Origin of the sequence: Bradyrhizobium sp. GCM10028915 (genome assembly GCF_042666195.1) — a bacterium.
Lineage (GTDB): Bacteria > Pseudomonadota > Alphaproteobacteria > Rhizobiales > Xanthobacteraceae > Bradyrhizobium > Bradyrhizobium canariense_D.
Genome location: NZ_JBHTFN010000070.1, coordinates 257,661 through 276,834 on the forward strand (window position 1 = coordinate 257,661; position 19,174 = coordinate 276,834).

At 61.0% G+C, this 19,174-nt stretch carries 26 protein-coding genes; 14 read left to right on the forward strand and 12 right to left on the reverse strand.

Annotated elements, in window-relative coordinates; all coding sequences use genetic code 11:
* Nucleotides 1–147 precede the first annotated feature (147 nt).
* The 6 genes from ACFQX9_RS34700 to ACFQX9_RS34725 all read right to left on the reverse strand — a co-directional run bounded on the left by ACFQX9_RS34700 (nucleotide 148) and on the right by ACFQX9_RS34725 (nucleotide 4,156).
* Nucleotides 148–882 carry a hypothetical protein gene (locus tag ACFQX9_RS34700; RefSeq protein WP_377791746.1) on the reverse strand — a complete coding sequence of 245 codons (735 nt, stop codon included), beginning with the start codon at nucleotides 880–882 and terminating at the stop codon, nucleotides 148–150.
* The gene (locus tag ACFQX9_RS34705) at nucleotides 879–1,295 is read right to left on the reverse strand and encodes a phage holin family protein (protein WP_085361068.1); all 417 of its coding nucleotides are present in this window, start codon (nucleotides 1,293–1,295) and stop codon (nucleotides 879–881) included. The genes ACFQX9_RS34700 and ACFQX9_RS34705 overlap by 4 nt, the downstream gene beginning before the upstream one ends.
* A complete protein-coding gene (locus tag ACFQX9_RS34710) occupies nucleotides 1,292–1,891 on the reverse strand; it encodes a hypothetical protein (RefSeq protein ID WP_377791747.1) in 600 nt (199 codons plus the stop codon). The genes ACFQX9_RS34705 and ACFQX9_RS34710 overlap by 4 nt, the downstream gene beginning before the upstream one ends.
* A 92-nt stretch (nucleotides 1,892–1,983) precedes the next feature.
* Nucleotides 1,984–2,967 (reverse strand): DUF3618 domain-containing protein, encoded by a 984-nt coding sequence (locus ACFQX9_RS34715; protein ID WP_377791748.1) that lies wholly within the window; start codon nucleotides 2,965–2,967, stop codon nucleotides 1,984–1,986.
* A gap of 455 nt (nucleotides 2,968–3,422) precedes the next feature.
* On the reverse strand, nucleotides 3,423–3,608 hold the full coding sequence (locus ACFQX9_RS34720; protein ID WP_085395299.1) for a hypothetical protein: 186 nt from the start codon (nucleotides 3,606–3,608) through the stop codon (nucleotides 3,423–3,425).
* 263 nt (nucleotides 3,609–3,871) lie between these two features.
* A complete protein-coding gene (locus tag ACFQX9_RS34725) occupies nucleotides 3,872–4,156 on the reverse strand; it encodes a hypothetical protein (protein WP_377791749.1) in 285 nt (94 codons plus the stop codon).
* Between the two features lie 244 nt (nucleotides 4,157–4,400).
* On the opposite strand from ACFQX9_RS34725, the gene rocF reads away from it, so the two are divergent.
* The 4 genes from rocF (at nucleotide 4,401) to ACFQX9_RS34745 (ending at nucleotide 7,738) form a co-directional block, all read left to right on the forward strand.
* The gene (gene rocF, locus ACFQX9_RS34730) at nucleotides 4,401–5,378 is read left to right on the forward strand and encodes an arginase (RefSeq protein ID WP_026232832.1); all 978 of its coding nucleotides are present in this window, start codon (nucleotides 4,401–4,403) and stop codon (nucleotides 5,376–5,378) included.
* Nucleotides 5,379–5,539: 161 nt separating this feature from the next.
* A complete protein-coding gene (gene soxC, locus ACFQX9_RS34735) occupies nucleotides 5,540–6,811 on the forward strand; it encodes a sulfite dehydrogenase (protein ID WP_377791750.1) in 1,272 nt (423 codons plus the stop codon).
* Nucleotides 6,798–7,340: a c-type cytochrome gene (locus tag ACFQX9_RS34740; RefSeq protein WP_377791751.1), complete on the forward strand. Its 543-nt coding sequence runs from the start codon at nucleotides 6,798–6,800 to the stop codon at nucleotides 7,338–7,340. Before soxC ends, ACFQX9_RS34740 begins: the two co-directional genes overlap by 14 nt.
* Before the next feature lie 101 nt (nucleotides 7,341–7,441).
* Complete coding sequence (locus ACFQX9_RS34745) at nucleotides 7,442–7,738, forward strand: hypothetical protein (RefSeq protein ID WP_018454872.1); 297 nt, start codon at nucleotides 7,442–7,444, stop codon at nucleotides 7,736–7,738.
* Nucleotides 7,739–7,744: 6 nt separating this feature from the next.
* Here the strand turns inward: ACFQX9_RS34745 and ACFQX9_RS34750 are convergent, their stop codons facing one another.
* Nucleotides 7,745–8,959, reverse strand: a complete 1,215-nt coding sequence (locus ACFQX9_RS34750) for a mandelate racemase/muconate lactonizing enzyme family protein (RefSeq protein WP_377791752.1) — start codon at nucleotides 8,957–8,959, stop codon at nucleotides 7,745–7,747.
* 165 nt (nucleotides 8,960–9,124) lie between these two features.
* Here ACFQX9_RS34750 and ACFQX9_RS34755 point away from each other — a divergent pair, with 165 nt between their 5' ends.
* Nucleotides 9,125–9,313 (forward strand): hypothetical protein, encoded by a 189-nt coding sequence (locus ACFQX9_RS34755; RefSeq protein WP_085350650.1) that lies wholly within the window; start codon nucleotides 9,125–9,127, stop codon nucleotides 9,311–9,313.
* A 147-nt stretch (nucleotides 9,314–9,460) separates the two neighbouring features.
* Here the strand turns inward: ACFQX9_RS34755 and ACFQX9_RS34760 are convergent, their stop codons facing one another.
* Nucleotides 9,461–10,747 (reverse strand): NRAMP family divalent metal transporter, encoded by a 1,287-nt coding sequence (locus tag ACFQX9_RS34760; RefSeq protein WP_377791753.1) that lies wholly within the window; start codon nucleotides 10,745–10,747, stop codon nucleotides 9,461–9,463.
* Between the two features lie 275 nt (nucleotides 10,748–11,022).
* Nucleotides 11,023–11,208 carry a hypothetical protein gene (locus ACFQX9_RS34765; protein WP_018454867.1) on the reverse strand — a complete coding sequence of 62 codons (186 nt, stop codon included), beginning with the start codon at nucleotides 11,206–11,208 and terminating at the stop codon, nucleotides 11,023–11,025.
* 247 nt (nucleotides 11,209–11,455) lie between these two features.
* On the opposite strand from ACFQX9_RS34765, the gene ACFQX9_RS34770 reads away from it, so the two are divergent.
* From ACFQX9_RS34770 to ACFQX9_RS34795, 6 genes are all read left to right on the forward strand, one after another.
* Nucleotides 11,456–11,671 (forward strand): hypothetical protein, encoded by a 216-nt coding sequence (locus tag ACFQX9_RS34770; RefSeq protein WP_085384813.1) that lies wholly within the window; start codon nucleotides 11,456–11,458, stop codon nucleotides 11,669–11,671.
* 163 nt (nucleotides 11,672–11,834) lie between these two features.
* Nucleotides 11,835–12,014 (forward strand): hypothetical protein, encoded by a 180-nt coding sequence (locus ACFQX9_RS34775; protein ID WP_085350653.1) that lies wholly within the window; start codon nucleotides 11,835–11,837, stop codon nucleotides 12,012–12,014.
* A 149-nt stretch (nucleotides 12,015–12,163) separates the two neighbouring features.
* Complete coding sequence (locus ACFQX9_RS34780) at nucleotides 12,164–12,355, forward strand: hypothetical protein (RefSeq protein WP_027519295.1); 192 nt, start codon at nucleotides 12,164–12,166, stop codon at nucleotides 12,353–12,355.
* Nucleotides 12,356–12,462: 107 nt separating this feature from the next.
* Nucleotides 12,463–12,639, forward strand: a complete 177-nt coding sequence (locus tag ACFQX9_RS34785) for a hypothetical protein (RefSeq protein WP_377791754.1) — start codon at nucleotides 12,463–12,465, stop codon at nucleotides 12,637–12,639.
* 566 nt (nucleotides 12,640–13,205) lie between these two features.
* Nucleotides 13,206–13,454 carry a hypothetical protein gene (locus ACFQX9_RS34790; RefSeq protein WP_085350655.1) on the forward strand — a complete coding sequence of 83 codons (249 nt, stop codon included), beginning with the start codon at nucleotides 13,206–13,208 and terminating at the stop codon, nucleotides 13,452–13,454.
* Nucleotides 13,455–13,621: 167 nt separating this feature from the next.
* Nucleotides 13,622–13,891, forward strand: coding sequence for a DUF6894 family protein (locus tag ACFQX9_RS34795; RefSeq protein WP_085361079.1), 270 nt, complete (start codon nucleotides 13,622–13,624; stop codon nucleotides 13,889–13,891).
* On the opposite strand, the gene ACFQX9_RS34800 is transcribed toward ACFQX9_RS34795, so the two are convergent.
* Complete coding sequence (locus ACFQX9_RS34800) at nucleotides 13,885–14,091, reverse strand: hypothetical protein (protein WP_085361080.1); 207 nt, start codon at nucleotides 14,089–14,091, stop codon at nucleotides 13,885–13,887. The two genes, ACFQX9_RS34795 and ACFQX9_RS34800, sit on opposite strands and share 7 nt — an antisense overlap.
* Nucleotides 14,088–14,288, reverse strand: coding sequence for a hypothetical protein (locus ACFQX9_RS34805; RefSeq protein ID WP_018454858.1), 201 nt, complete (start codon nucleotides 14,286–14,288; stop codon nucleotides 14,088–14,090). The genes ACFQX9_RS34800 and ACFQX9_RS34805 overlap by 4 nt, the downstream gene beginning before the upstream one ends.
* 474 nt (nucleotides 14,289–14,762) lie before the next feature.
* Between ACFQX9_RS34805 and ACFQX9_RS34810 the strand changes: the two genes are divergently transcribed.
* The 3 genes from ACFQX9_RS34810 to ACFQX9_RS34820 are packed head-to-tail and all read left to right on the forward strand — an operon-like array spanning nucleotide 14,763 to nucleotide 16,612.
* Nucleotides 14,763–15,539, forward strand: a complete 777-nt coding sequence (locus tag ACFQX9_RS34810) for a DUF4261 domain-containing protein (protein WP_377791755.1) — start codon at nucleotides 14,763–14,765, stop codon at nucleotides 15,537–15,539.
* 30 nt (nucleotides 15,540–15,569) lie between these two features.
* Complete coding sequence (locus ACFQX9_RS34815; protein WP_377791756.1) at nucleotides 15,570–16,361, forward strand: imm11 family protein; 792 nt, start codon at nucleotides 15,570–15,572, stop codon at nucleotides 16,359–16,361.
* A gap of 35 nt (nucleotides 16,362–16,396) precedes the next feature.
* Nucleotides 16,397–16,612, forward strand: a complete 216-nt coding sequence (locus ACFQX9_RS34820) for a hypothetical protein (protein WP_027519289.1) — start codon at nucleotides 16,397–16,399, stop codon at nucleotides 16,610–16,612.
* 1,023 nt (nucleotides 16,613–17,635) lie between these two features.
* Here the strand turns inward: ACFQX9_RS34820 and ACFQX9_RS34825 are convergent.
* Nucleotides 17,636–18,754, reverse strand: a complete 1,119-nt coding sequence (locus ACFQX9_RS34825; protein WP_377791757.1) for an acyltransferase family protein — start codon at nucleotides 18,752–18,754, stop codon at nucleotides 17,636–17,638.
* Nucleotides 18,755–19,174 lie beyond the last annotated feature (420 nt).

A 19,174-nucleotide genomic window follows, 5' to 3' on the forward strand; every position in this document is an offset into this window, starting at 1 on the left:
ATCCCCGAAGCGGATCTACTGCTACGAGGCGCGCTGATCACGAATCGGGGAGAGCGAGCTGGGCACCTGGATGATGCACTGATTTACGCGGAATAATTCGGAAGAGTCGCCGCGGACGTCGCGACGACTCTTCGTGGCCACAGCACATCAGGACGACTTGGCCTTTTCACGGGCTGCTTCGACTGCATCGATCCCGGTCTGCCTGATCCGATCCAGAGCCTCGCCGCCGGTATCGGAAACCTCTGCCAACAGCGTGTCGGAGTTTTCGCGCAACGCCTGCGAGACGGCACCAACACGGCTGTTCAGGTCGGCCTTCACAGCATCGCTGGTCTCTCCGACATACTCATTTTCGATGTCGGTTGCTCTAAATGCCCCTGCGACTGCAGCGCCGATGGCCAAGCCGACGACGCCAAGCACCAGCGGTTGCTTTTCGAGCATATCAGACAACGACGACTTTGCTTTTGAGACGGCTTCGCCGCCCGGAACCTGGTCGCCTACTTTGGCGAAGCCGTCCCGCACCATCTCTACGCCGCTCTCAAACTGGGCCCTCATCTTGTCGGCGGTGTCTGACAGAACGCTGGATGCGGCGCCCTTGGCTGACCGCAACGTATCGTCGCCATCGAGTGACCCTACGTGATCCATTTCGGGCGCCGTGGGAGGCGCCGCAGTGCGCTGGAGCGCCGATGCCGTCGTCCGCATCGTGCTCACTCCGCTATCGACCACACCGGACGCGGCAGCCGCCGTGGACCGAGCCGCGCCCTTGATCCTGTCGTCACCAGCCATAAGCCACAGCGCGCCGCCTCCAATAAGGACGGCGGCGAGGGGATTTTCCTTGGCCGCTGCGATCAGACTATCGAAAAAGCCAGTTTGCGTGCTGCTCATCGGACCATTCCCTTCACAGTGTCCTTGTCCTTTTCGAGCTGCCGGATGGTCTCCCGCGGCGCAAGATTACGGGCGTCCAGCCGGTTGATGCCGACCGCAAACAGCACGCCCGCGATGGCGCCAGCGACAATCGCGGATGTCAGGTAGGAAAGCGGTTGAGACCATCCCGCGGAGATCAACGCCGCGGACAGCGCCAACAGCGCCATCACAAGGGCAGGGATCACCAGGAGAGCGCCACCGGCAAGGAGGCCTGCTGCTCCCGTTATCTTCTGCGCTCTGTCGCTGAGTTCAGCCTTGGCCAAGTCGATCTCGTTCTGGAACAGCTTGGCGAACTGGCCCATCGCTTCGGCTACCAGCGTGGAGATGGTCCGAAGATCGTTCTGGCTTGTCTCGATATCATGCTGAATGGTCATGACACGCTGCCGCCTTTGAAGGACGTTGTTCGCTGCGGATTGTTGCCGGGCGCCGATGAGCCCTGCATTGATGCGTGACCGGCCTTGGCGGAAGACGTGGTTCCGCGCCATTCGTTGCCCTGCGTCGAGGACGTTCCACTGTTCGTTCCAGGTCGCGATGAAGGCGAGTCACCGCCGGAGGCCTTCAAGAAGCGGACGGCGGCGAAACCGGCGAGCACCGAGACGCCGAGGAAAGCAGCTGGCTGACGCTTCGCGAAATCGGTTGCGCCATCGAGGAGATCGCGGAAGCTGCCGTTGCGGATCTTCTCGGCGGTATCTTCAACATAGTCCGCGGCGGAGTTGATGCCGCGGGCGGCAAAAGGCACATCGCTCTCGAAGGCGCGAGCCGCTTCCCGAACATTGCCGGCAAGTCGCTCAATGAACTCGGCTCCAGTCCGCTGCTGCTCGCGTGCCTGGCCGCGAATCTGGTCCATGGTCCCCGAAGCGAGGTCCTTGGCCGCATCCCCGGCTTCCTTGAACTTGTCCTGGGCGATGTCAGCGGTTGCCCGGAAGGCCTCGTCGGCCCGCTGCTTCACAGTCGCTCCAGCCTCCGCCATTTGGTCCTTCAGGTTCTTCGGAGAACCCGCGTTCCGATCTTCATTTGAATTCGTGCCTCTGCTCAGGTCTAGATCGCTCATGGTGCGTTCCTTCAGGTATTGGAATTGCGGGAGGGATTGAAAGCGGCTCCGACGACGTCGTCGGCGGCTGTCTTGAGGGAGTCAGCGAGGTTCTGAGTCATGCGGCTGGCATGCTCACCAAGGCCGGCCTCAGCGACTCTGCTTGTTGCCGCGTCGGCTGCCGACATTGCGGCATCTTTGGCCGCGTCAAACCCCGATTGAGCGGCCTCGGCAGCGGCGCGCTTCACGCCGTCGCTCGTTTGGCCCATTGCCTTGGCTTCAACCTTGGTTTCCGGAAGAGCGGCTGCGATAATGGCTCCGATCGCCACCCCAAGACCGGCGATTAGCGCGGCATTATCGCTAATGATCGCGCGAGCTTGTTCGGGCGCCCTTCCGGCGGCGTCCTTAGCTGCGGAGGCACTGTCCTTCGCCGCATCCACCCCGCTCTTGAGCTTCTCGCCAATCGTCTCGGCGGCCTGGGAGGCCCGTGCGCGTAAATCCGCCGCGAGACCGGCAGTCGAATCTTGCGCCTCGTCGGCCATGCTCGCGGCCTGATTGCGGGCGGAAGATAGTTGATCCCTGAGATCGCCTTGCATGGCGCGCGCTCGATCCGCCATGTCCTCGAAAACCTCGTTCGCCTTGTCCATCGCAGGGCCGGAAACCTCGGCGGCGCGGTCTCGCACAGTTTTCGAGGTGAGCGCCAAGCCGGCACCGATCATCAAAAGCGGCAAGGGGACACCACGCGCCAAGCGTAGGAGTGGAACCGCCACGGCGGTCCCGGCGGCCACGCTCCGCATCGGGTTGTCCATAACTTGCTGTTTCAGTCCGTCCACCCAGCTCTTTGTCGTGTGGGTGACATAGTCGGATACTTCCGACTTGATGTGCTGCGGCGACACCTTATGGCGGATGTCCTCGGCCGTCTCCGAGACCTGCTCTTTCAGCCGATCGACCGTAGCGGCCAACTCAGCGCGACTTCGCTCGGATTCACGCCTCAATTCTTCCACGGACCGCCTCATCGCATCCCTCTCTCGCTTTTCGGATTTCTTGTAGTCAAACTCACGGTTTTTTGAATTGTTCCTATGACCCGCTTCGCAGTGGATTCGATCCACAGAGCGCACTTGGGATGGGCGAGAGCGCGACCTGATCTTCGTCAAAGTCGAGACCGCAATACAACTCAGGAGCCATTAGCGGCAGCTGCGATAGGAGTAGATATCAGCCAACGGGCGCAGGTGGCCTTATGGTCTACCCCACGTGCGGCCCGGGCGTCGACCTTCGTCCGTGGTGTGCACCGCTACTGCAAGCCCTTCTTGTCATAAGCAGCTCAATTCTGGTGCCGAAGAGGATCGAAAGAGTCGGAGCTGTGATTGAGAACCCAACTGGCTGAGCGCCAGGAACGAACCAGCTGAACGTCAGCCGATCTCCGGTCAGGAAGAGTGGCGCACATGAGCTCTGGACGATCGCCCAGCGGCATCTAGTCAGCTTCTGGACTCGCCGTATCGGGGGCAGAAATCTGCAGTCCCGCCTCGTTGAGAGCATCCGCAATTTGCTTCGCGAGCAGCTTGGCTTCTTCAATTCCAATTTTTGCGTCTGGGTGATGTGCAAAAAATGCGCAAATGGTCGTGGAGATAATCGTATTCACCTGGTGCGGATCAATCATTCTGCGGCACTCGAAAACGCCGCTGCCTATCGCGCGACAATTAGGATGGGTTTAGTGAGGGGAGGTCCGGCTCTCATTGCGATGATGATCCAATCGCTGCAGGTCGCCCTGTTCTGCGGCGACCGACGGGGACACGCCTGCTGGGTATTTTTCCGAAAGTACGCCAAGGGCACTCCTAGAAGCGCTATTTGCCTCCCAACGCTAAAGACGTTGCGCGGAAGCTCTCAGGCGCCAAGCCGAAGTGGCGCAAGTTTGATGTCCTTCTAGCGCCGACGTGCCACGGCGACGCCGAACAGGAAAGCAACGAACAGGCTGGCAAGCGGTGCTTCGCGCGTGATTGCGGCGACGGTCGCGAGGGGTTTTCCAGGCTTCCGTGCGTCGTCGATTGCGGAGGTTATGCGGTCGACAGCAGCATGAAGGCCACCTGCGATCTCGCCGACAGTGTGGGATACCTCCGTCGCTGCGTCGATGGCGCGCTCGGCCATGCCGGGATGCGAGGGGGACTGCGGGATCTCCGTGCTCAAGTGCGCGACCTCCAGGCTGATCATGTGACGGAGGCCGATACCTTTGGCTATCCGCGCGAGCGCTCGTTCTGAACAGCGGGTCGCTTGACCTTTGGCTATCCGCGACAGGCGCCGTGGTTTTTACGGCGGGTACCGGCCTTGAATGAGCAATTCGGCGCGCAAGCTTTTGTTCCGAGATGATGCGCCCCTGCGCGGACCGCCCCCCGTGAAACGACGGATGCGAATCTCTGTTAGGCTGGCTCAACCTTGCTGATCTCAGGAGACAGCTGTGACCGACCGGACCACGACGGATCGAGCCCGGCGCATCGCCTTGCTCGGCGCTCCCATCGACATGGGGGCTTCGCAGCGCGGTACCCTGATGGGCCCTGCGGCGCTCCGCACCGCCGGCCTTGCGACACTGCTCGAGAGCCTGGATTTCGAGGTCGTCGATTATGGCGATCTCTCGGTGGCCGAGCTCCGGGACCTCGCCGACAGGCCCCCAGACAAGGCCAATCACTACCGCGAAATTCAGCGCTGGACGCGCGTCCTGAGCCGCAGAGGCTACGAGATCGCAAAAACCGGCGCGCTGCCGATTTTTCTCGGCGGCGATCACACGCTGTCGATGGGATCGGTGAATGCCATGGCGCGTCACTGGCAGGAGCGCGGACGCGAGCTGTTCGTGCTCTGGCTCGATGCACATGCCGACTACAACACGCCGGAGACGACGATCACCGCCAACATGCACGGCATGTCGGCGGCATTCCTGTGCGGCGAACCCGGCCTCGACGGATTGCTCGGCGATGATCCCCGTGCCCCGATCGGTCCCGATCGGCTTGACCTGTTCGGCGCGCGCTCAATCGATAAGCTCGAAAAGGAGTTGATGCGCACGCGCCGGATCAGGGTTGTCGACATGCGCCAGATCGATGAGTTCGGCGTCGCCGTGCTGATCCGCCGCGTCATCGAGCGCGTCAGGGCTAGCAACGGCGTGCTGCATGTCAGCTTCGATGTCGATTTTCTCGACCCCTGCGTCGCACCCGGAGTGGGCACGACGGTGCCGGGCGGCGCGACCTATCGTGAGGCGCATCTGATCATGGAGCTTCTGCACGATTCCGGCGTGGTCGGATCAGTCGACATCGTCGAGCTCAATCCGTTTCTCGACGAGCGTGGCCGCACCGCGCGCACCGCGGTCGAACTGATCGGCAGCCTGTTCGGCCAGCAGATCGCCGACCGGCCGACCCCGAGCAATGCGATCGCGCCGGGCGAGTGACGGACGAGCCGTTTGTGCATTGCGAAGAAGATAACCGCCGTCGCCGCCACCGGATTTAGATCAGTCCAGATGGAAATCGCCTGTTTTTGAAACAGGTGCGAATTGCAAATGCTCGTCGCAGAATGTTTCATGCGGGTCGCGCTTCAGCCGAGGGTCCGCAAATGAGCCGCACGTTCGATGCCGACGATAAACCCGCGGGGACGACTCGCCGCCGCTTTCTGCGCGGCGGTGCTGCGGTGGCGGGTGGTACCGTCCTGGGCGCCCGCGCATCGGTTGCCGCCGAGACCGACAACCTTCCACCCAACATTCCCGAATGGATGAAGGCGCCCGGCGAACCGATGGGAAGCCAGCCCTACGGCGCGCCGTCACCGTTCGAGAAGGGCGTCGTCAAGAACATCTCGAAGACGCTCAAGCAGTACATCTCGGCCTCCAGCCGTACGCCATTGCAGGAGCTCGACGGCATCATCACGCCCAACGGACTGTTCTACGAGCGGCACCATGGCGGCGTTCCGACCATCGATCCGGCCCAGCACCGGTTGATGCTGCACGGGCTGGTCGAGCGCCCGCTGATTTTTACAATGGATGATCTCAGGCGTTTCCCGTCGGAATCGCGCGTCCACTTTCTCGAATGCTCCGGCAATCCCGGCTACAGCAAGCCTTACGGCAAGACCGCGTCGGACCTCGTGGGTCTGGTCAGTTGTGCAGAATGGACCGGCGTCAGCCTCAAGCTGGTGCTCCAGGAGGCCGGATTGAAGCCGGATGCCAAATGGATCGTCGCCGAAGGTGCCGACGCGGCTGCGCTGACGCGCAGCATCCCGATCGAGAAATGCCTCGAGGACGCCATGCTGGTCTACAGCCAGAACGGGGAGCGGCTGCGTCCGCAGCAGGGCTATCCGCTGCGGCTCTTCCTGCCGGGCTTCGAGGGCAATATGAGTGTCAAGTGGCTGCGGCGCCTGCATGTGACTGCGGAGCCGGTTTACTCGCGCGAGGAGACCTCGAAATACACAGACCTGCTGCCGGACGGCACCGCGCGTGAATTTTCGTTCTACATGGAGGCGAAGTCGATCATCACGCGGCCCTCGGGCGGCCAACGTCTGAGCGCGCCCGGCTTCCACGAGATCACGGGCATCGCCTGGAGCGGGCATGGCAAGATCGCGCGCGTCGAGATGTCCGTGGACGAGGGAAAGAGTTGGCAAAGCGCGCAATTGCAGGAGCCGGTGCTGACGCGTGCGTTGACACGCTTTCGCTTTCCCTGGCAGTGGGACGGAAAGCCTGCCGTGATCCAGAGCCGTGCCATTGACGAAACCGGCTATGTGCAGCCGACTCTGGCCGAGCTGCTCGCGGTGCGCGGCGAGAACTATTTCTACCATAATAACGCGATCTGGCCCTGGCGCATCGCGGCTGACGGCGAGGTGACCAATGCGCTGGCGTGAGACTTGCGGCATTGCTGTCGTCATCGTGCTGTGTGCGCTCGCAAGCGGAGCGCAAGCACAAAGCCTGTACGGCCTCGGACGGCCCGCGACGGCTGCGGAGATTGCGGGCTGGAATATCGATATCGGACGCGACGGCAGCAATCTGCCGAAGGGAAGCGGCTCGGTGAGCCAAGGGCGCGAGGTGTTCGCCCAGCAATGTGCATCATGCCATGGCGACAAAGGCGAGGGCGGGCTCGGTGACCGGCTCGTCGGTGGGCAGGGCACGATCGCAACGCCAAAGCCGGTCCGCACGGTCGGCAGCTATTGGCCGTACGCGCCGACGCTGTTCGACTACATCCGCCGCGCGATGCCGCAGAACGCGCCGCAATCGTTGAGCGATGAAGAGGTTTATGCGGTGTCCGCCTACATCCTGAACCTGAATGGACTGGTCGGAGCGGATGCGACGCTCGATGCCAAATCGCTTGCAGCGGTCAAGATGCCGAACCGCGACCGGTTCGTCGGCGATGCGCGGCCGGATGTGAAACACTGAGCGCCTTGGGACGACCAGGTTCCGTATCCGCTTGGAACTTGCCTTGGCCAAGGGCGGAACTCGCAGGACGCGATTGCATTAACCTGTGAGAGGAAAAGCCTATGGATTCCACGATGGCAACGGATCGCTTCGCAAACTCCATGTCCTCAGCGCTTCGCCATCCCGGCGTAATCGCGTTGATTGTGGCCGCGTTGACGATTGCTGCGATGCTCATCGTCGATCACGGACCATGGAATCGGGCCAAGACGCAGCCCGCCCATGTTGCGATGTACGCAACCACGGGTGAAGCCGCGCGGGCCGCAGGTGCCAAAATTCTCCCGACCGAACCGCACTCCCCGATCGAGCCGGAGCGGCCGGGGCCGAAGACGTCCCCAACCGTCAATCCAGTGACGCCGTAAGACGCTCTAGCCCTTCCGGCCGTAGTTGAGCAATCCGCCGGTGGTCTTCGGCGGATGCGCGCGCAGGGCTTCCTCGTTCGGATCGGTGCCCCAGCCGGGCCGGTCCGGAATGACCAGATGGCCGTTCTGAATGTCGGGCTCATGCGTGAACAGTTCGCGGTCCCACGCCAGGCGATCGATGTCGATCTCCATGATGCGCAGGTTCGGCACGGCGGCGCAGAAATGCGCGTTCATCATCGAACAGAGATGGCCGTAGAAATTGTGCGGAGCAACGTTGACTTCGAACGCTTCCGCGGCGGCTGTGATCTTCATCGACTGCCAGACGCCGTTCCAGGGCGTGTCGATGATCGCGACGTCCATGGCCTGCTCGCGAAAATAGGGCAGGAATTCCCGCAAGCCCAATAGCGTCTCGCAGGACGAGATCGGATGCGGGCTTTGCCTGCGGATGTAACCGAGCGCTTCCGGATTGAAACTGTCGATCTCGATCCAGAACATGTCGAGGTCCGCGATGGTGCGCAGGATCTCCAGATAGCCCTCCGTCTTGGCGTTGAAGTTGCAGTCAAGCAAGATGTCGACGTCGGGGCCTGCACCGTCCCGGATCGCTTCCAGATGCATGCGCAGATCGCGCAGGATTTTGCGATCGACGTTGATCTCGGGAGCGAAGGGCGAGCCGAAGCCCGGTCGCCAACCGGTCGGTTTGCCGTCATCATAGGAGAAGATGTTGGTTTTGAGCGCGGTGAACTTCTTCTCGCGGACCTCGCGTCCGATTGCCTTGACGCCGTCGAGGTTCTCGATCGGCGGCTTGTACCAGGACGGGTGATTGATCCGCCACGTTGCGCAATGCGACCAATAGACCCTGACATGGTCGCGGATCTTGCCGCCGAGCAGTTCGTAGCAGGGCACACCAAGACATTTCGCCTTGGCATCGAGCAGCGCATTCTCGATCGCCCCGAGCGCCTGCGCCACCACGCCGCCGGCGGCGGGACGCGTGGCCGCGAACAGTTCGGCGTAGATGCGCTCGTGCCGGAAAACGTTCTGCCCGACGACGCGGGCAGACAGGCGCTGGATCGCAGCACCGACGCCGGGCGAGCCGAAGCCTTCGTCGAACTCGCTCCAGCCGACGATGCCGTCCTCGGTCGTCAGCTTGACGAAGTGGTAGTTTCTCCAGCCGGCGTCGCAGGCGAGAATTTCGAGACTTGTTGCTTTCGACGATTGGGTCATGTCGCTCCCTGTTGCCCGGCTGGGCTTTTTTTTGGCGGGCGCAAGCCCGGGTCCAGCCACGATTGTTAGGCTAATGGCCTTGCGCAGTGAAGCCTGGCGAGGTGTGCAGGGAAGCCCCTTCCGAACGTTCTATCGAGAAACGCGGGGAATCCGGTGGGGACAGCCATGATCTTGCCCGGGATCGTCCTGAAAAGGCGCCATGCTCTGACGTTTTTGGCCACAATCGGGATCGACCCTCCGGCCATGAGATTTCTGGCTGTGATTTCGATCCTGGCGCTGCTCACGATGAGTGGAGCCGCCATTTCAGATCAGTTTCTGACGGCCGATCAGCACGTCGCGCACGGGGTGGAATAGCGCGGCGGGCGTATACGTTTTTGTCTTGGGGAGACAGCGATGCTTTCGATCGACCAATTCCTGCGCTTCATCAGCGTGCCGGCCGTGTTCGCGGCCCTCGTCATCGCCTCGCAGATCTCGGCAGCCTTGTCGCAAGGCAAAGGCTAGTCAGCCGATCAATGACGAGCCGAGCAGGGCGAGCACAGCCAGCGCCATCAACGCGGTGCCGAGCCAGCCCAGCGCGACGAGCCATGACCGGCCCTTGAAGCGACCCATGATCGCCTTGCTCGAGACGATCAGCATCATCATGGCCATGATCGGAACGGCCACGATGCCGTTGAGCACCGCGCTCCAGACCAGCATGTGGATCGAGTCGATGCCGGTGAACCCCAGACCGAAGCCGATGATGGTGGCGGCGGCGATGATGGTGTAGAAGCCGACCGCCTCGTCGGGCTTCGCCTCCAGCGTCGCGCGCCAGCCGAAGATCTCCGCCACGCCGTAAGCGGCCGAGCCCGCCAGCACGGGAATTGCGAGCAGGCCGGTGCCGATGATGCCGATCGCGAACAGGGCGAAGGTCAAGTCGCCGGCGAGCGGCCGCAGCGCCTCGGCGGCCTCCGTCGCCGAGTTGATGTTGGTGACGCCATTCGCGTGCAGCACCGAGGCGGTGGTGAGGATGATGAAGAAGGCGATGCCGTTGGAGAGCAGCATGCCGGAGAGTGTGTCGGCCCGGATGCGCGCCAGCTCGAGACTGCCGCCGCGCTTCAGCTCGCGCAGCGGTTTGTCGCGCTTGCCCTGGTTCATCTCCTCGACCTCCTGCGAGGCCTGCCAGAAGAACAGATACGGGCTGATCGTGGTGCCGAGCACGGCGACGACCATCATGAAATAGTCGGCGCTGACATTCGTCTTCGGCCACACCGCCGCGAGCAGCGCTGTGCTCCACGGAATCTTCACGGTGAAGGCGGTCGCGACATAGGCGAACAGCGCCAAGGTGAGGAATTTCAGCACCGGCGAATAGCGCCGATAGGGCAGGAACACCTGCAGCAGGGTCGAGCCCGCCGCGAAGATTAGCGCGTGCTCGTGGTTGAGGCCGCCGATCACCAGCGAGAGCGCCTCCGCCATCGCCGCGATGTCGGCGGCAATGTTGAAGGTGTTGGCGGCGACCAGCATGGCGACGAGCGACAGCACCGCCCAGCGCGGCGCGATCTGCATGACGTTGGCGGCCAGCCCCTTGCCGGTGACCCGGCCGATCCGGGCGCTGACGAGCTGGATCGCGATCATGAACGGCGTAGTCAGAAATACCGTCCAGAGCAGTCCGTAACCGAATTGCGCGCCGGCCTGCGAATAGGTGGCGATGCCGGACGGATCGTCGTCGGCGGCCCCGGTGACGAGACCCGGCCCCAGCCTCTGCAACAGCGACGGTGCGGATTTCGTGGGGCTGACGGCATCGTCGGTCATGGCAGGAGGGGTCTCGGTCGGGGCGCGTCCTTCACAAATGCTAATGAGGGAACAAGGTTCCCGGGCTGCGGGTAAGGCGCGCCTCGTTGAATTCTGATAAAGCTAATTTCGTTTGACTCGTCGGGCAAAACACCTGTATAAGTGCATCATCGAAGAATACCCGGTGCAGCGTTTGCACGCATTCCGAGCGCGACCGGACTGGGATGGCCGGCCAGTGCGCAACCCGCGCACGGACACCGGCGAGACGTTTGTCTCCTGAGCGCGTGCGGTCGGGACTATTTGATGCTGACGAACATGCCCCAGGCGCCGGCCAGCGCGGCGCCGGCAAAGACGATCAGCGGGTTGTTGCAGAACGCACTGCCATAGGTGCACATGGTCACGCCGAACGAGCCGATCTCGTGATGGCTCGCGGAGTAGAACAGTCCCGACAGTACCAGCAGCGCGGCGGCGACGTAATACATCGATGATCTCTCCGGCCCTTTCCCGATTGCGTTGGTCGCAGGGGGACATTGTCCAGCATGGCGCGAACCAATTGCATCCTGGCGAACCCGCCCTGCTGCATTTGAACTAAAGTCGACCAATCCCGGGAGATGCTGTCCCAGCGGGCCGCAATCTGGACGTGTGATCGGGGCCAGAACATCTGCGCGGGAACTGTTGGACGCGCTCTCCATTAACGAACACGAACAGACCAATCGAGGGGAGGGGCCCATGGGCGCCGAGCGGATGCACCCTCCGCGGTACTGGCGGATGCGGGCGGAAGAATTTCGCACCAAGGCGGACAATTGCGAATATCGCGAGACGCGGGACGTGCTGCGCAAGGTGGCGCAAAACTACGACGAACTGGCCCGCCGCGCCGCGCGCATCTGCACCGTCGAGAGCCTGGATGAACTGCGGGGAGAGCCCGCCAACAGCAAGCCGGTTTGATCGTTCAGGGCAAACCCGCTTGATGGTTCACGACGAAGCCGATGATCCGTGCGCGCGATCATGGGGCGTCTAGGCCCCCGCTTCCATCGGAAGCGGCACCCGCGTGATAGGAACGAATGTCCACTTTGGTACTTTGGAACTCAATCCTCCAACGAGGGATGAGATGAGCAGTGAACAGCAAGCAGGCCCGGCAACGCGGCCGGATCAGTATTACGAGCCGGGGCCGGCGTGCCCCAAATGCGAGAGGGGCACGCGCTGCCTGACCTCGATCTTCGACGTGAGGCGCGAACGCTCGGTCCTGATCTATCGGTGCGATTCGTGCCGCGAGGACGTCTGGATCTGAGCGAGGCACGTCCTCGGGGTCGGCCCGCTTGCGGGATGGCGCGCTGTAGATCTCATGGAAACAACGCATAAGAATGTCGGATAGGAACTTCGCCTGTTTCGCTCGCTTGTCGCCGGCATCGATCACGCAAGGCGAGACAGCTTCCGACCATGCAATCACGCTACCCGTTGTTGAAGAAGTGGACAGCGGAAGAGCACGAGCGGCTGAAGGCGTTGGCCGAAGCCGGTTGGCGGCCGGACGAGATCGCGGGCGAACTTGGTCGCAGTGAAGCCGCGGTGAGGGTGCGCGCGTGGCAGCACGGCATCGCGCTGCGCCTCGTCACGCAGAAGCGCGGACCCTGAAGACCGGCTGGGTCGAAGGCGGGCATCCCGCCCTGTGTTCACTTATGAACGGTCCTCAATCGTCTCTCGACGTACTCTGCGAATGGGCAGCAACACGGGAGCTTGTCATGCTCACCCGCGAGGACTTCGAGACGCATCTCGACCGGCAGAAAATGCACCAGCTCGATGCAAGCCAAACGACACGACAATTGCTGCGCCGTTCGCGGGAGCAGATCGCGGCATCGATCTCACTGCTTCAGCACCAAGTTCCGAAGATCTGGCACCCTGAACCTCCAGAACGATAGAAACCTCTTCCGCCGTTCCCGCGTTTGCGCGCATGGCGGATCAAGACACCAGGCAGCGGCCAATTTGTGCTGCGTGCAACAAACCCATGACATTCATTGACGCGGTGAGTTCACCGGACGGCGCGATGGCCATCTTTCGGTGCTCCCAGTGCAACAAGCTGTTCTGGGAGACGCCCGGGCGAGACCAAAGCCAAAGCCAAAGCCAAAGCCGAAACTAAGGCGTCGAAAAGAAACGGCCCCAGCCCGGGGGGCGAGCTGAGGCCGTGGGGGGGCGCCGGTCGTGCATCCGGACCGACGCGCGAATAACTTTTTGATCCCGAAAGCTGTTCCTATTTCAGGCGAGCGTGGACATCGCGCGCCCCGATGAAACACGCCTGAAACAGTTCTGAAACCCGATTGTCTCGAACGCCCCGCCGGCTGCGTCCGACCAACCTAGCGAAAAGGAGATCATCATGATCCAGGTTGGTTCGAAGGAAGAAGTCGCGTTTTTGCTGGCTCTGTTCGGGACCCACACCCAGCCGGTCAAGCGGCCGGCGAAATCGCGGCAGGCGTGAGGCGCTGATCCCATGCCAGGCTTGGCCGAATGCCAGAGCCTCTTGCGGCTTCTGATCGCAAGGGGCGACCCGAAGGCCATCCCGCTCGCGACAGGCGCCATCGATCAATATCTGAACACCGCGCCGGTGTGCATGCGCGGCCGTGGCCTGCGCGTGCTCCAGCGCGACGCGCTCGACCAGCATGGCACTGCGGTCGGCGTGCAGCGCTCGTTCGCGGAAACGGTGGATGCCTACATCGTCGGGAAGCTTGCGGAGGAGTGAGGGGGCCGAATGTCGTTTCGCCCTGTCGCTTTCGGCTTCCTGAAGAGGCACGAACGCGGCAGGAGGGAACCGCAAAGTTCCCGGAACCCATTGATCCCCCATAGATTTTTTCGCGACTTCCGGAAACCTTTGTCCGCTTCGGACCTATTAGGGCAAAGGATGCTGCAATGCCCCGATATTATTTCGATCTGCGCGACGACACTGGTGTAGCGCTCGACGAGGAAGGCTTGGAGCTGGCCAGCTGGCGCGCCGTTCAGGCGGAGGCCGCCAAGTCCGTCGCGGACATGGCGCGCGATGCTATCCTCTCCGCGCCTGCCGCGGGCGGCAGGCAGACAATGGCGATCGACGTTCGCGATGCCAGGGGTCCCGTGATGCAGGTCAAGTTCTCGTTCGCGATCGAGACCTTCAGGACGCCTGCGGCATCACGCGATCATTGACGCGTGAGAACCCCGGGCGGGGATGACTCGGGCTCGAGCACGGCGATCTTGCGGCCGAGCTGCCAGACCTCGACCTTGCCGTGCCGCGTGAACTGCTGCGCGAAGGTGAGGGCGATCGCATCCGACGCGGCCTCGAACGCTTCGGCGGAGCGGAAGACGCCGTTGTCGCCGACCAGGTAAGCGCGATATTGCTGGGTCATGTCGGCGGCCTCAGCCCTGGCGATTGCAGCCAGGCGGCAATATGCATGGCGGTCTCGTCCTGCCGCGCCTGGCGCAGCAGCATCTCGCGGCGGCGCCCCGGCGCGAGCGTGCGCGCCTCCTCGCGCAGCCGCGCGGCCTCCGCGGCGAGCCGTTCGTCGAGTGTCGTGGTCTGCTTGAATCGTCGTCGCTTCTGCATGCACGTCTCCCTCGTTCGCGTGGGGCGGGAGCGCTGTTGGGCGTTCTCATCACCGGCAGATGCCAATGGATAAAGCTTACAGCCGTCGTCTGAGAAGAAGACATATCATATGATATGTCGGTGGATTAAATTGCGAGAGCAGGTTCAGTGGTTTGAGCGGGTTACTCAACTTGAGGCAATGTTCACTTTTGGACAGACGCGAGCTGAGCTGGCGCGGGAAGGGACGCGCCGGATGATCAGCGTGGAATGTGTGATCTCTGCGCCGGCTCGAGCGCTGCCCAGCTCAGTGCAGCAAAGCCGATGTCATCGTCACGCGCGAGAAGATTTCAGAACAACGTGCGTGTGGCTCGCCACCCGATGCGGGCGAGAGGATGAGTTGACAGTGTTCGCGTTTGTTCTAGCAAGGCAAAAATTCACCTCGGGGCGAAGAGCAGTGTATCTGATCTCGCTCCCAAAATTTGTGCGGGGTAGCCGATGAGCAATTCACTGCTCGCTTTGGTCCTTTTGGACACGCCGGCAACGCCGGACATGGCTGCGCTTGCGAAGGCCCTCCGCGCTCGACATCCTGAACTGGCAACTGAGGTTGCAGAGAATGGAGACGCGCAACAGGCTCAGGCAAACTCGCCGCTCATTCGCTGTGGCAACGAGCTTGTTGCCGTCATGTCGATGCCGGCGCCCATTCCTGACGATCCCGGCTTGTGGTCGCGCGCTTCCACGACATGGCCGCAGGCCAAGGCGGCCGCGGCGCGACATCGAGGGCATCTGATCGTCTCTGTGCTTGGCCAAAATCAGCGTCCGTTGCCCGCCGCTCGTCTCACGACTGCCGTTATCGGCGCATTGATTGCGACGGTGCCGGAATGTTGCGCTGTTGTATGGAATGGCAAGGTCGCACGATCCGCCGATCTATGGTTGGACATGTCCAGCCGATCGTTTGCGCCGTATCCAGACTATCCTTCCTCACTGTGGGTGGACATATTGCCGTTCCGATCAAAGACAGGCATCGGAGCGGTAACGATGGGGCTGTCAGCATTCGCTGAGCGTGAAATCGAGTTCGAGACCCACAAGCTGACACTTCCAACGCTGGTCAATAAGGTGGACGGTCTTGCCGTCTATCTGGTTGAGCACGGGCTTGTGGTCAAAGACGGCGATACGTTTGGTCGCGACTCGCGTGAGCGCTTCTCGGCTCGTTACAAGGACTCCGATCGATTTGAAGGCGTGCCCGTTCTTTTCTGTGCCGATGGCTCGGCATAATTGATTGTAACGATACGCGAGGGGAACTGCGTGCGTCCCATTCAGGATGCGTCATTTGACACGTCGGGCAAAACACTGGCAGAATGGCATGATCGAGATGAATTTGGATCGAGCCCGCGGGGATTGCCGCGGGCTTTTTTGTTGGCAGTTGATAGTCGTTCTTCGTCGTGCCCCGATGGGCATGATGTTCAATGGGACGTAGGCATGGGCGCGGATAGGGCAGTTTCTATTGCGAAACGACCCAGAGCGCGAAACCGCTGCTTTTACGAAATGGGTCCCTACTACAGCGTGGGAGGCAAGGCGGGCTATTGGGTGGAGGACGAAAGTATCCTTCCTCCGTACAGGGTATTCCGTCTGCCGGCTTCTACCGCGCCTGCGCCGTTCGTGTTTGATAAATCGGCTGGCAGCTTGCCAATTGACCTGGAGCCCTACTACGGCTGGTGGCTCATTTCGGATCGGACAAAAGCAGTATTGGAGTGGTTTGATCCGGAGGCCTTTGTGTTTGTGCCGTGCACGGTGCGAGTGCCGCATGGTAGCTACGATGGCCCGGACTATTGGCCCTGCGATGTTGTTCGCGTCCTTGATGCACTTGATGAAGCGCAATCGCGTTTGACCATCCGAACTGAGGACGATCCTCGCTCCCTAAAATTTGGAAAGAAGGTCTACTTGACCATGCTTGGCTCCAAGCTGGTCTTTGCTGCAGTCGGCAAAGCGCATATCTTTCGTCTGGCTCATAGCGAGGCTGACGTCGTATGCGATCAAGACATGAAGGATGCCTGCAAGTCGGCCGGTCTGATGCATAGTCAGTGCAGGTCATACTAAACTGTCGGGGCAGCTCAATCCTGGTGACACATACCGTGCAGATTAAGCTACCCGAAACGGACCTCAAATCAGCCCAGAGCCTCCTGACCATTGAACTCAAGGATGGGAGCGGCCAGCACGTGGGCCAATACTTCTTCGGAAAGGGACACGGCCGAACGGTTTTCCTGTTCGGCAAGTACAAGGGCGCCTTCAAAACGCACGCTGAGTGTCAGGCCTTCGTCGACGGCGTTCTTGCAGTGCTCTTCCCCTGAGAGTGGGTAGCAGCGACTGCCCTGAAAGGAGTGGAATGCTGGCGAAGGAAGCTCGCCGAAGCGGAGATACCAGATCGATAGAGGTTTGACATGATGCCTCCAGAACAGACGGGTGCGAACCCTTTACTGCGCGACCACACCCTTGACGCCCACATGGCGGCTTCTTCGACCTTGGTCTTGGAAAGGTCGAGCTCGCGGATCGGGTTGCCATTGGGCGCGAGAAAGGCGATCAGATCGAGGAACGCGGCCTCGGCCGCCCTGATCTCGCATATGCGCGGGCGCATGCGGTCGTTGAGTTCGACGCCGTCCGCGGATCCTCGGAAACTTGTCCACGCCAGGCGATGAAGTCAGCCTAATCAGTGGCGTAGCGCTTGCGGGAGTTGGAAGACCTTTCCGCCTCGAGATAGGCCCGCACCGCGGCCATCGGGTCGACGAAAGCGCCAGGAACCACTAGTCTGCAACTTCAGTCGAGGATCTCACCGGGAACGCCCCCGAAAAGAAAATAGCCGTGAGGTTGCCGATCAACAAAGGACTCGATCTGACGCCTGCGCAGTGGACTGCAGCTGTGCCAGGCTTTTGTGTCAGCGGTCGTGGCTCGAATACTTGTCTTCGAAGGCTACATCCCGCGAAACTGGGCGATAATCCTGGTCATCATTGGATTTGGTGTGCCGCCCGCTTTGATCGGCTGGCCCCAGGAAACGCACGATCTCCCAGGCTCAATGAGGCGGAGCCAGGCCACCTCCGCCGGCTGGAGTCCGTTAAGGGCGCTTATCGGACGTCAGCGGCGGATTGCGAGATGGCGACAAGTGACCGATATTGTTGCAAAAGTCCTTTTTCAGCCGATGACCAAAATTCTACGGGCCGGAGGTGCGACTTTCGCTAACAAGATGCGAGGGACCTCACGGCCTCCCGCAAACCGTATTGTTTTCGCGAAAAATCTTGAGGCCTGCGACTTTCGAGTTTTGCAACACAATCGGCCCATAGCAGACCGACATAGCTGCCCCTGAGGTAGCGGATAGGATTTCAATGCGTATGCGGCGCCGCCGAACCCGTTTTAGATCGCACGATGTAGGCCTTCCGCAGTCGTAGAAGCGGTTTCTCGAAGAACTCGAATGACAGCCCCGCCAACGGTGCGAATGCCGCGAAAAGCACGGTCGCAGCTGGGAGTGCCCACCAAAAATTGGCGTCTTGGCCGGCACGGTCTTCGATGAGGGGTATCGAGACTTCGCGCAGGAAAAAATGCAGGAGATAAATCGAATATGACCACTCTCCGACCTTGCGAAGGCAGAGATCAACCTTTGGAGGAACGCTTATTCCTGAGTTGTCGTACCACGCCACGAAACTGCCAAAGGCGACGGCCTGCGCCGACGGTATTATTATCCACAATGCTGAGGGAGACGGATAGGCCCCATCGAGGTTGAAGAAGCCGCCCTTGGCATCGAATATTTGCCAGAAGACCAGGAACAGCAGCCCACACGTGAAAGCCAGGATGCGACGTGCCTTTACGCCAAGTCCAGCCGTTGCGAAGAACATGCCCATAAGAAATTGGTCGATTGCCCCGACAATGGTCCAATACGCCACGAGCTGGACCTCTCCGTATTTTACCCAAAGGAGCGCACGCAGGCAGAGGCTTAGACAGATACCGATGAGTAGGGCACAAGGCCCAAAGCGGTTGCTCAGCGCAAGTAGGTACGGGAACAGCAGGTAGAAGTGAAATTCGATCGTGATTGACCACGCTCCGTTCGGCAATGTCGGCAACATGACTCCGCGCCAGATCTGACTAAAGTAAATTGGAGACCCGACGTGAAGCTTGCCAAGAATATACCAAGCGGCCAAACACCCGGCGAGCAAGGGTACTAATCTTACTGCTCGACTCCAAAGGAACGCGGGATAGTTGATCGCCTGCCCGTTGACCAGCTTGGCGAATAGGTAGCCACTCAGTGTCATGAAGAGCCCAACGCCAACGTGGCCCTCTTCCACCAGCGCGAAAGGGAATGGCGGCACGGTTGAGAACGGCACCGGAAATTGAGTAGTTAAATGGGTGAAGTGCCACACGAAAACGAGGTAGGCCGCCAGAGCTCTTATGTGATCGAGGCGAGAAAAATATAAGCCACTGCTGGATTTCATGAAATCACGAACCATGCTCGGTCTAAATTGACCAGATATGCTAGGACCAAGTCTTCGGTCTGAGCCTGGAGTGCGGCGTTCCGATAGATGACAATCTCGGACTCGTCAGCCCTGCGAACTATCAACTTCGCCGTCGAGAAGCAAAGCGGCACGCCGCTCGACGTCATCATCAGGTCCTCACGAACCAGTCCTCTTGGAATAATTCGACCGCCTTCCGGAAATTCTTCGCCTCGAACGCGAACGTAGCTTTCCTGTCGACGTCCATTGCGAATACCGAGCCCGAATAAAGCAGTTATTGACACTAACTTTCATGAGCATCGGACAAGCCCGTGCCAAGATAGTCACACAAAACTCTTAAGGCGCGATGACAGGGACCGACATTTAGGTGCGCTCAAGCCAGTCAACCGGCGATGTGAGGAAGACTCCTTTTGGCCC

What these genes read in the sequence shown, in the direction of transcription:
- ACFQX9_RS34825 (WP_377791757.1), bottom strand. Translation starts at nt 18,754, where the DNA reads ATGGTTCGTGATTTCATGAAATCCAGCAGTGGCTTATATTTTTCTCGC.
- soxC (WP_377791750.1), top strand. Translation starts at nt 5,540, where the DNA reads ATGAGCCGCACGTTCGATGCCGACGATAAACCCGCGGGGACGACTCGC.
- ACFQX9_RS34755 (WP_085350650.1), top strand. Translation starts at nt 9,125, where the DNA reads ATGATCTTGCCCGGGATCGTCCTGAAAAGGCGCCATGCTCTGACGTTT.
- ACFQX9_RS34805 (WP_018454858.1), bottom strand. Translation starts at nt 14,288, where the DNA reads ATGCAGAAGCGACGACGATTCAAGCAGACCACGACACTCGACGAACGG.
- ACFQX9_RS34705 (WP_085361068.1), bottom strand. Translation starts at nt 1,295, where the DNA reads ATGACCATTCAGCATGATATCGAGACAAGCCAGAACGATCTTCGGACC.
- ACFQX9_RS34765 (WP_018454867.1), bottom strand. Translation starts at nt 11,208, where the DNA reads ATGTATTACGTCGCCGCCGCGCTGCTGGTACTGTCGGGACTGTTCTAC.
- ACFQX9_RS34810 (WP_377791755.1), top strand. Translation starts at nt 14,763, where the DNA reads ATGAGCAATTCACTGCTCGCTTTGGTCCTTTTGGACACGCCGGCAACG.
- ACFQX9_RS34750 (WP_377791752.1), bottom strand. Translation starts at nt 8,959, where the DNA reads ATGACCCAATCGTCGAAAGCAACAAGTCTCGAAATTCTCGCCTGCGAC.
- ACFQX9_RS34780 (WP_027519295.1), top strand. Translation starts at nt 12,164, where the DNA reads ATGCAATCACGCTACCCGTTGTTGAAGAAGTGGACAGCGGAAGAGCAC.
- ACFQX9_RS34790 (WP_085350655.1), top strand. Translation starts at nt 13,206, where the DNA reads ATGCCAGGCTTGGCCGAATGCCAGAGCCTCTTGCGGCTTCTGATCGCA.
- ACFQX9_RS34785 (WP_377791754.1), top strand. Translation starts at nt 12,463, where the DNA reads ATGCTCACCCGCGAGGACTTCGAGACGCATCTCGACCGGCAGAAAATG.
- ACFQX9_RS34760 (WP_377791753.1), bottom strand. Translation starts at nt 10,747, where the DNA reads ATGACCGACGATGCCGTCAGCCCCACGAAATCCGCACCGTCGCTGTTG.
- ACFQX9_RS34770 (WP_085384813.1), top strand. Translation starts at nt 11,456, where the DNA reads ATGGGCGCCGAGCGGATGCACCCTCCGCGGTACTGGCGGATGCGGGCG.
- ACFQX9_RS34775 (WP_085350653.1), top strand. Translation starts at nt 11,835, where the DNA reads ATGAGCAGTGAACAGCAAGCAGGCCCGGCAACGCGGCCGGATCAGTAT.
- ACFQX9_RS34715 (WP_377791748.1), bottom strand. Translation starts at nt 2,967, where the DNA reads ATGAGGCGGTCCGTGGAAGAATTGAGGCGTGAATCCGAGCGAAGTCGC.
- ACFQX9_RS34745 (WP_018454872.1), top strand. Translation starts at nt 7,442, where the DNA reads ATGGATTCCACGATGGCAACGGATCGCTTCGCAAACTCCATGTCCTCA.
- ACFQX9_RS34795 (WP_085361079.1), top strand. Translation starts at nt 13,622, where the DNA reads ATGCCCCGATATTATTTCGATCTGCGCGACGACACTGGTGTAGCGCTC.
- ACFQX9_RS34800 (WP_085361080.1), bottom strand. Translation starts at nt 14,091, where the DNA reads ATGACCCAGCAATATCGCGCTTACCTGGTCGGCGACAACGGCGTCTTC.
- ACFQX9_RS34710 (WP_377791747.1), bottom strand. Translation starts at nt 1,891, where the DNA reads ATGGCGGAGGCTGGAGCGACTGTGAAGCAGCGGGCCGACGAGGCCTTC.
- ACFQX9_RS34700 (WP_377791746.1), bottom strand. Translation starts at nt 882, where the DNA reads ATGAGCAGCACGCAAACTGGCTTTTTCGATAGTCTGATCGCAGCGGCC.
- ACFQX9_RS34740 (WP_377791751.1), top strand. Translation starts at nt 6,798, where the DNA reads ATGCGCTGGCGTGAGACTTGCGGCATTGCTGTCGTCATCGTGCTGTGT.
- ACFQX9_RS34720 (WP_085395299.1), bottom strand. Translation starts at nt 3,608, where the DNA reads ATGATTGATCCGCACCAGGTGAATACGATTATCTCCACGACCATTTGC.
- ACFQX9_RS34725 (WP_377791749.1), bottom strand. Translation starts at nt 4,156, where the DNA reads ATGATCAGCCTGGAGGTCGCGCACTTGAGCACGGAGATCCCGCAGTCC.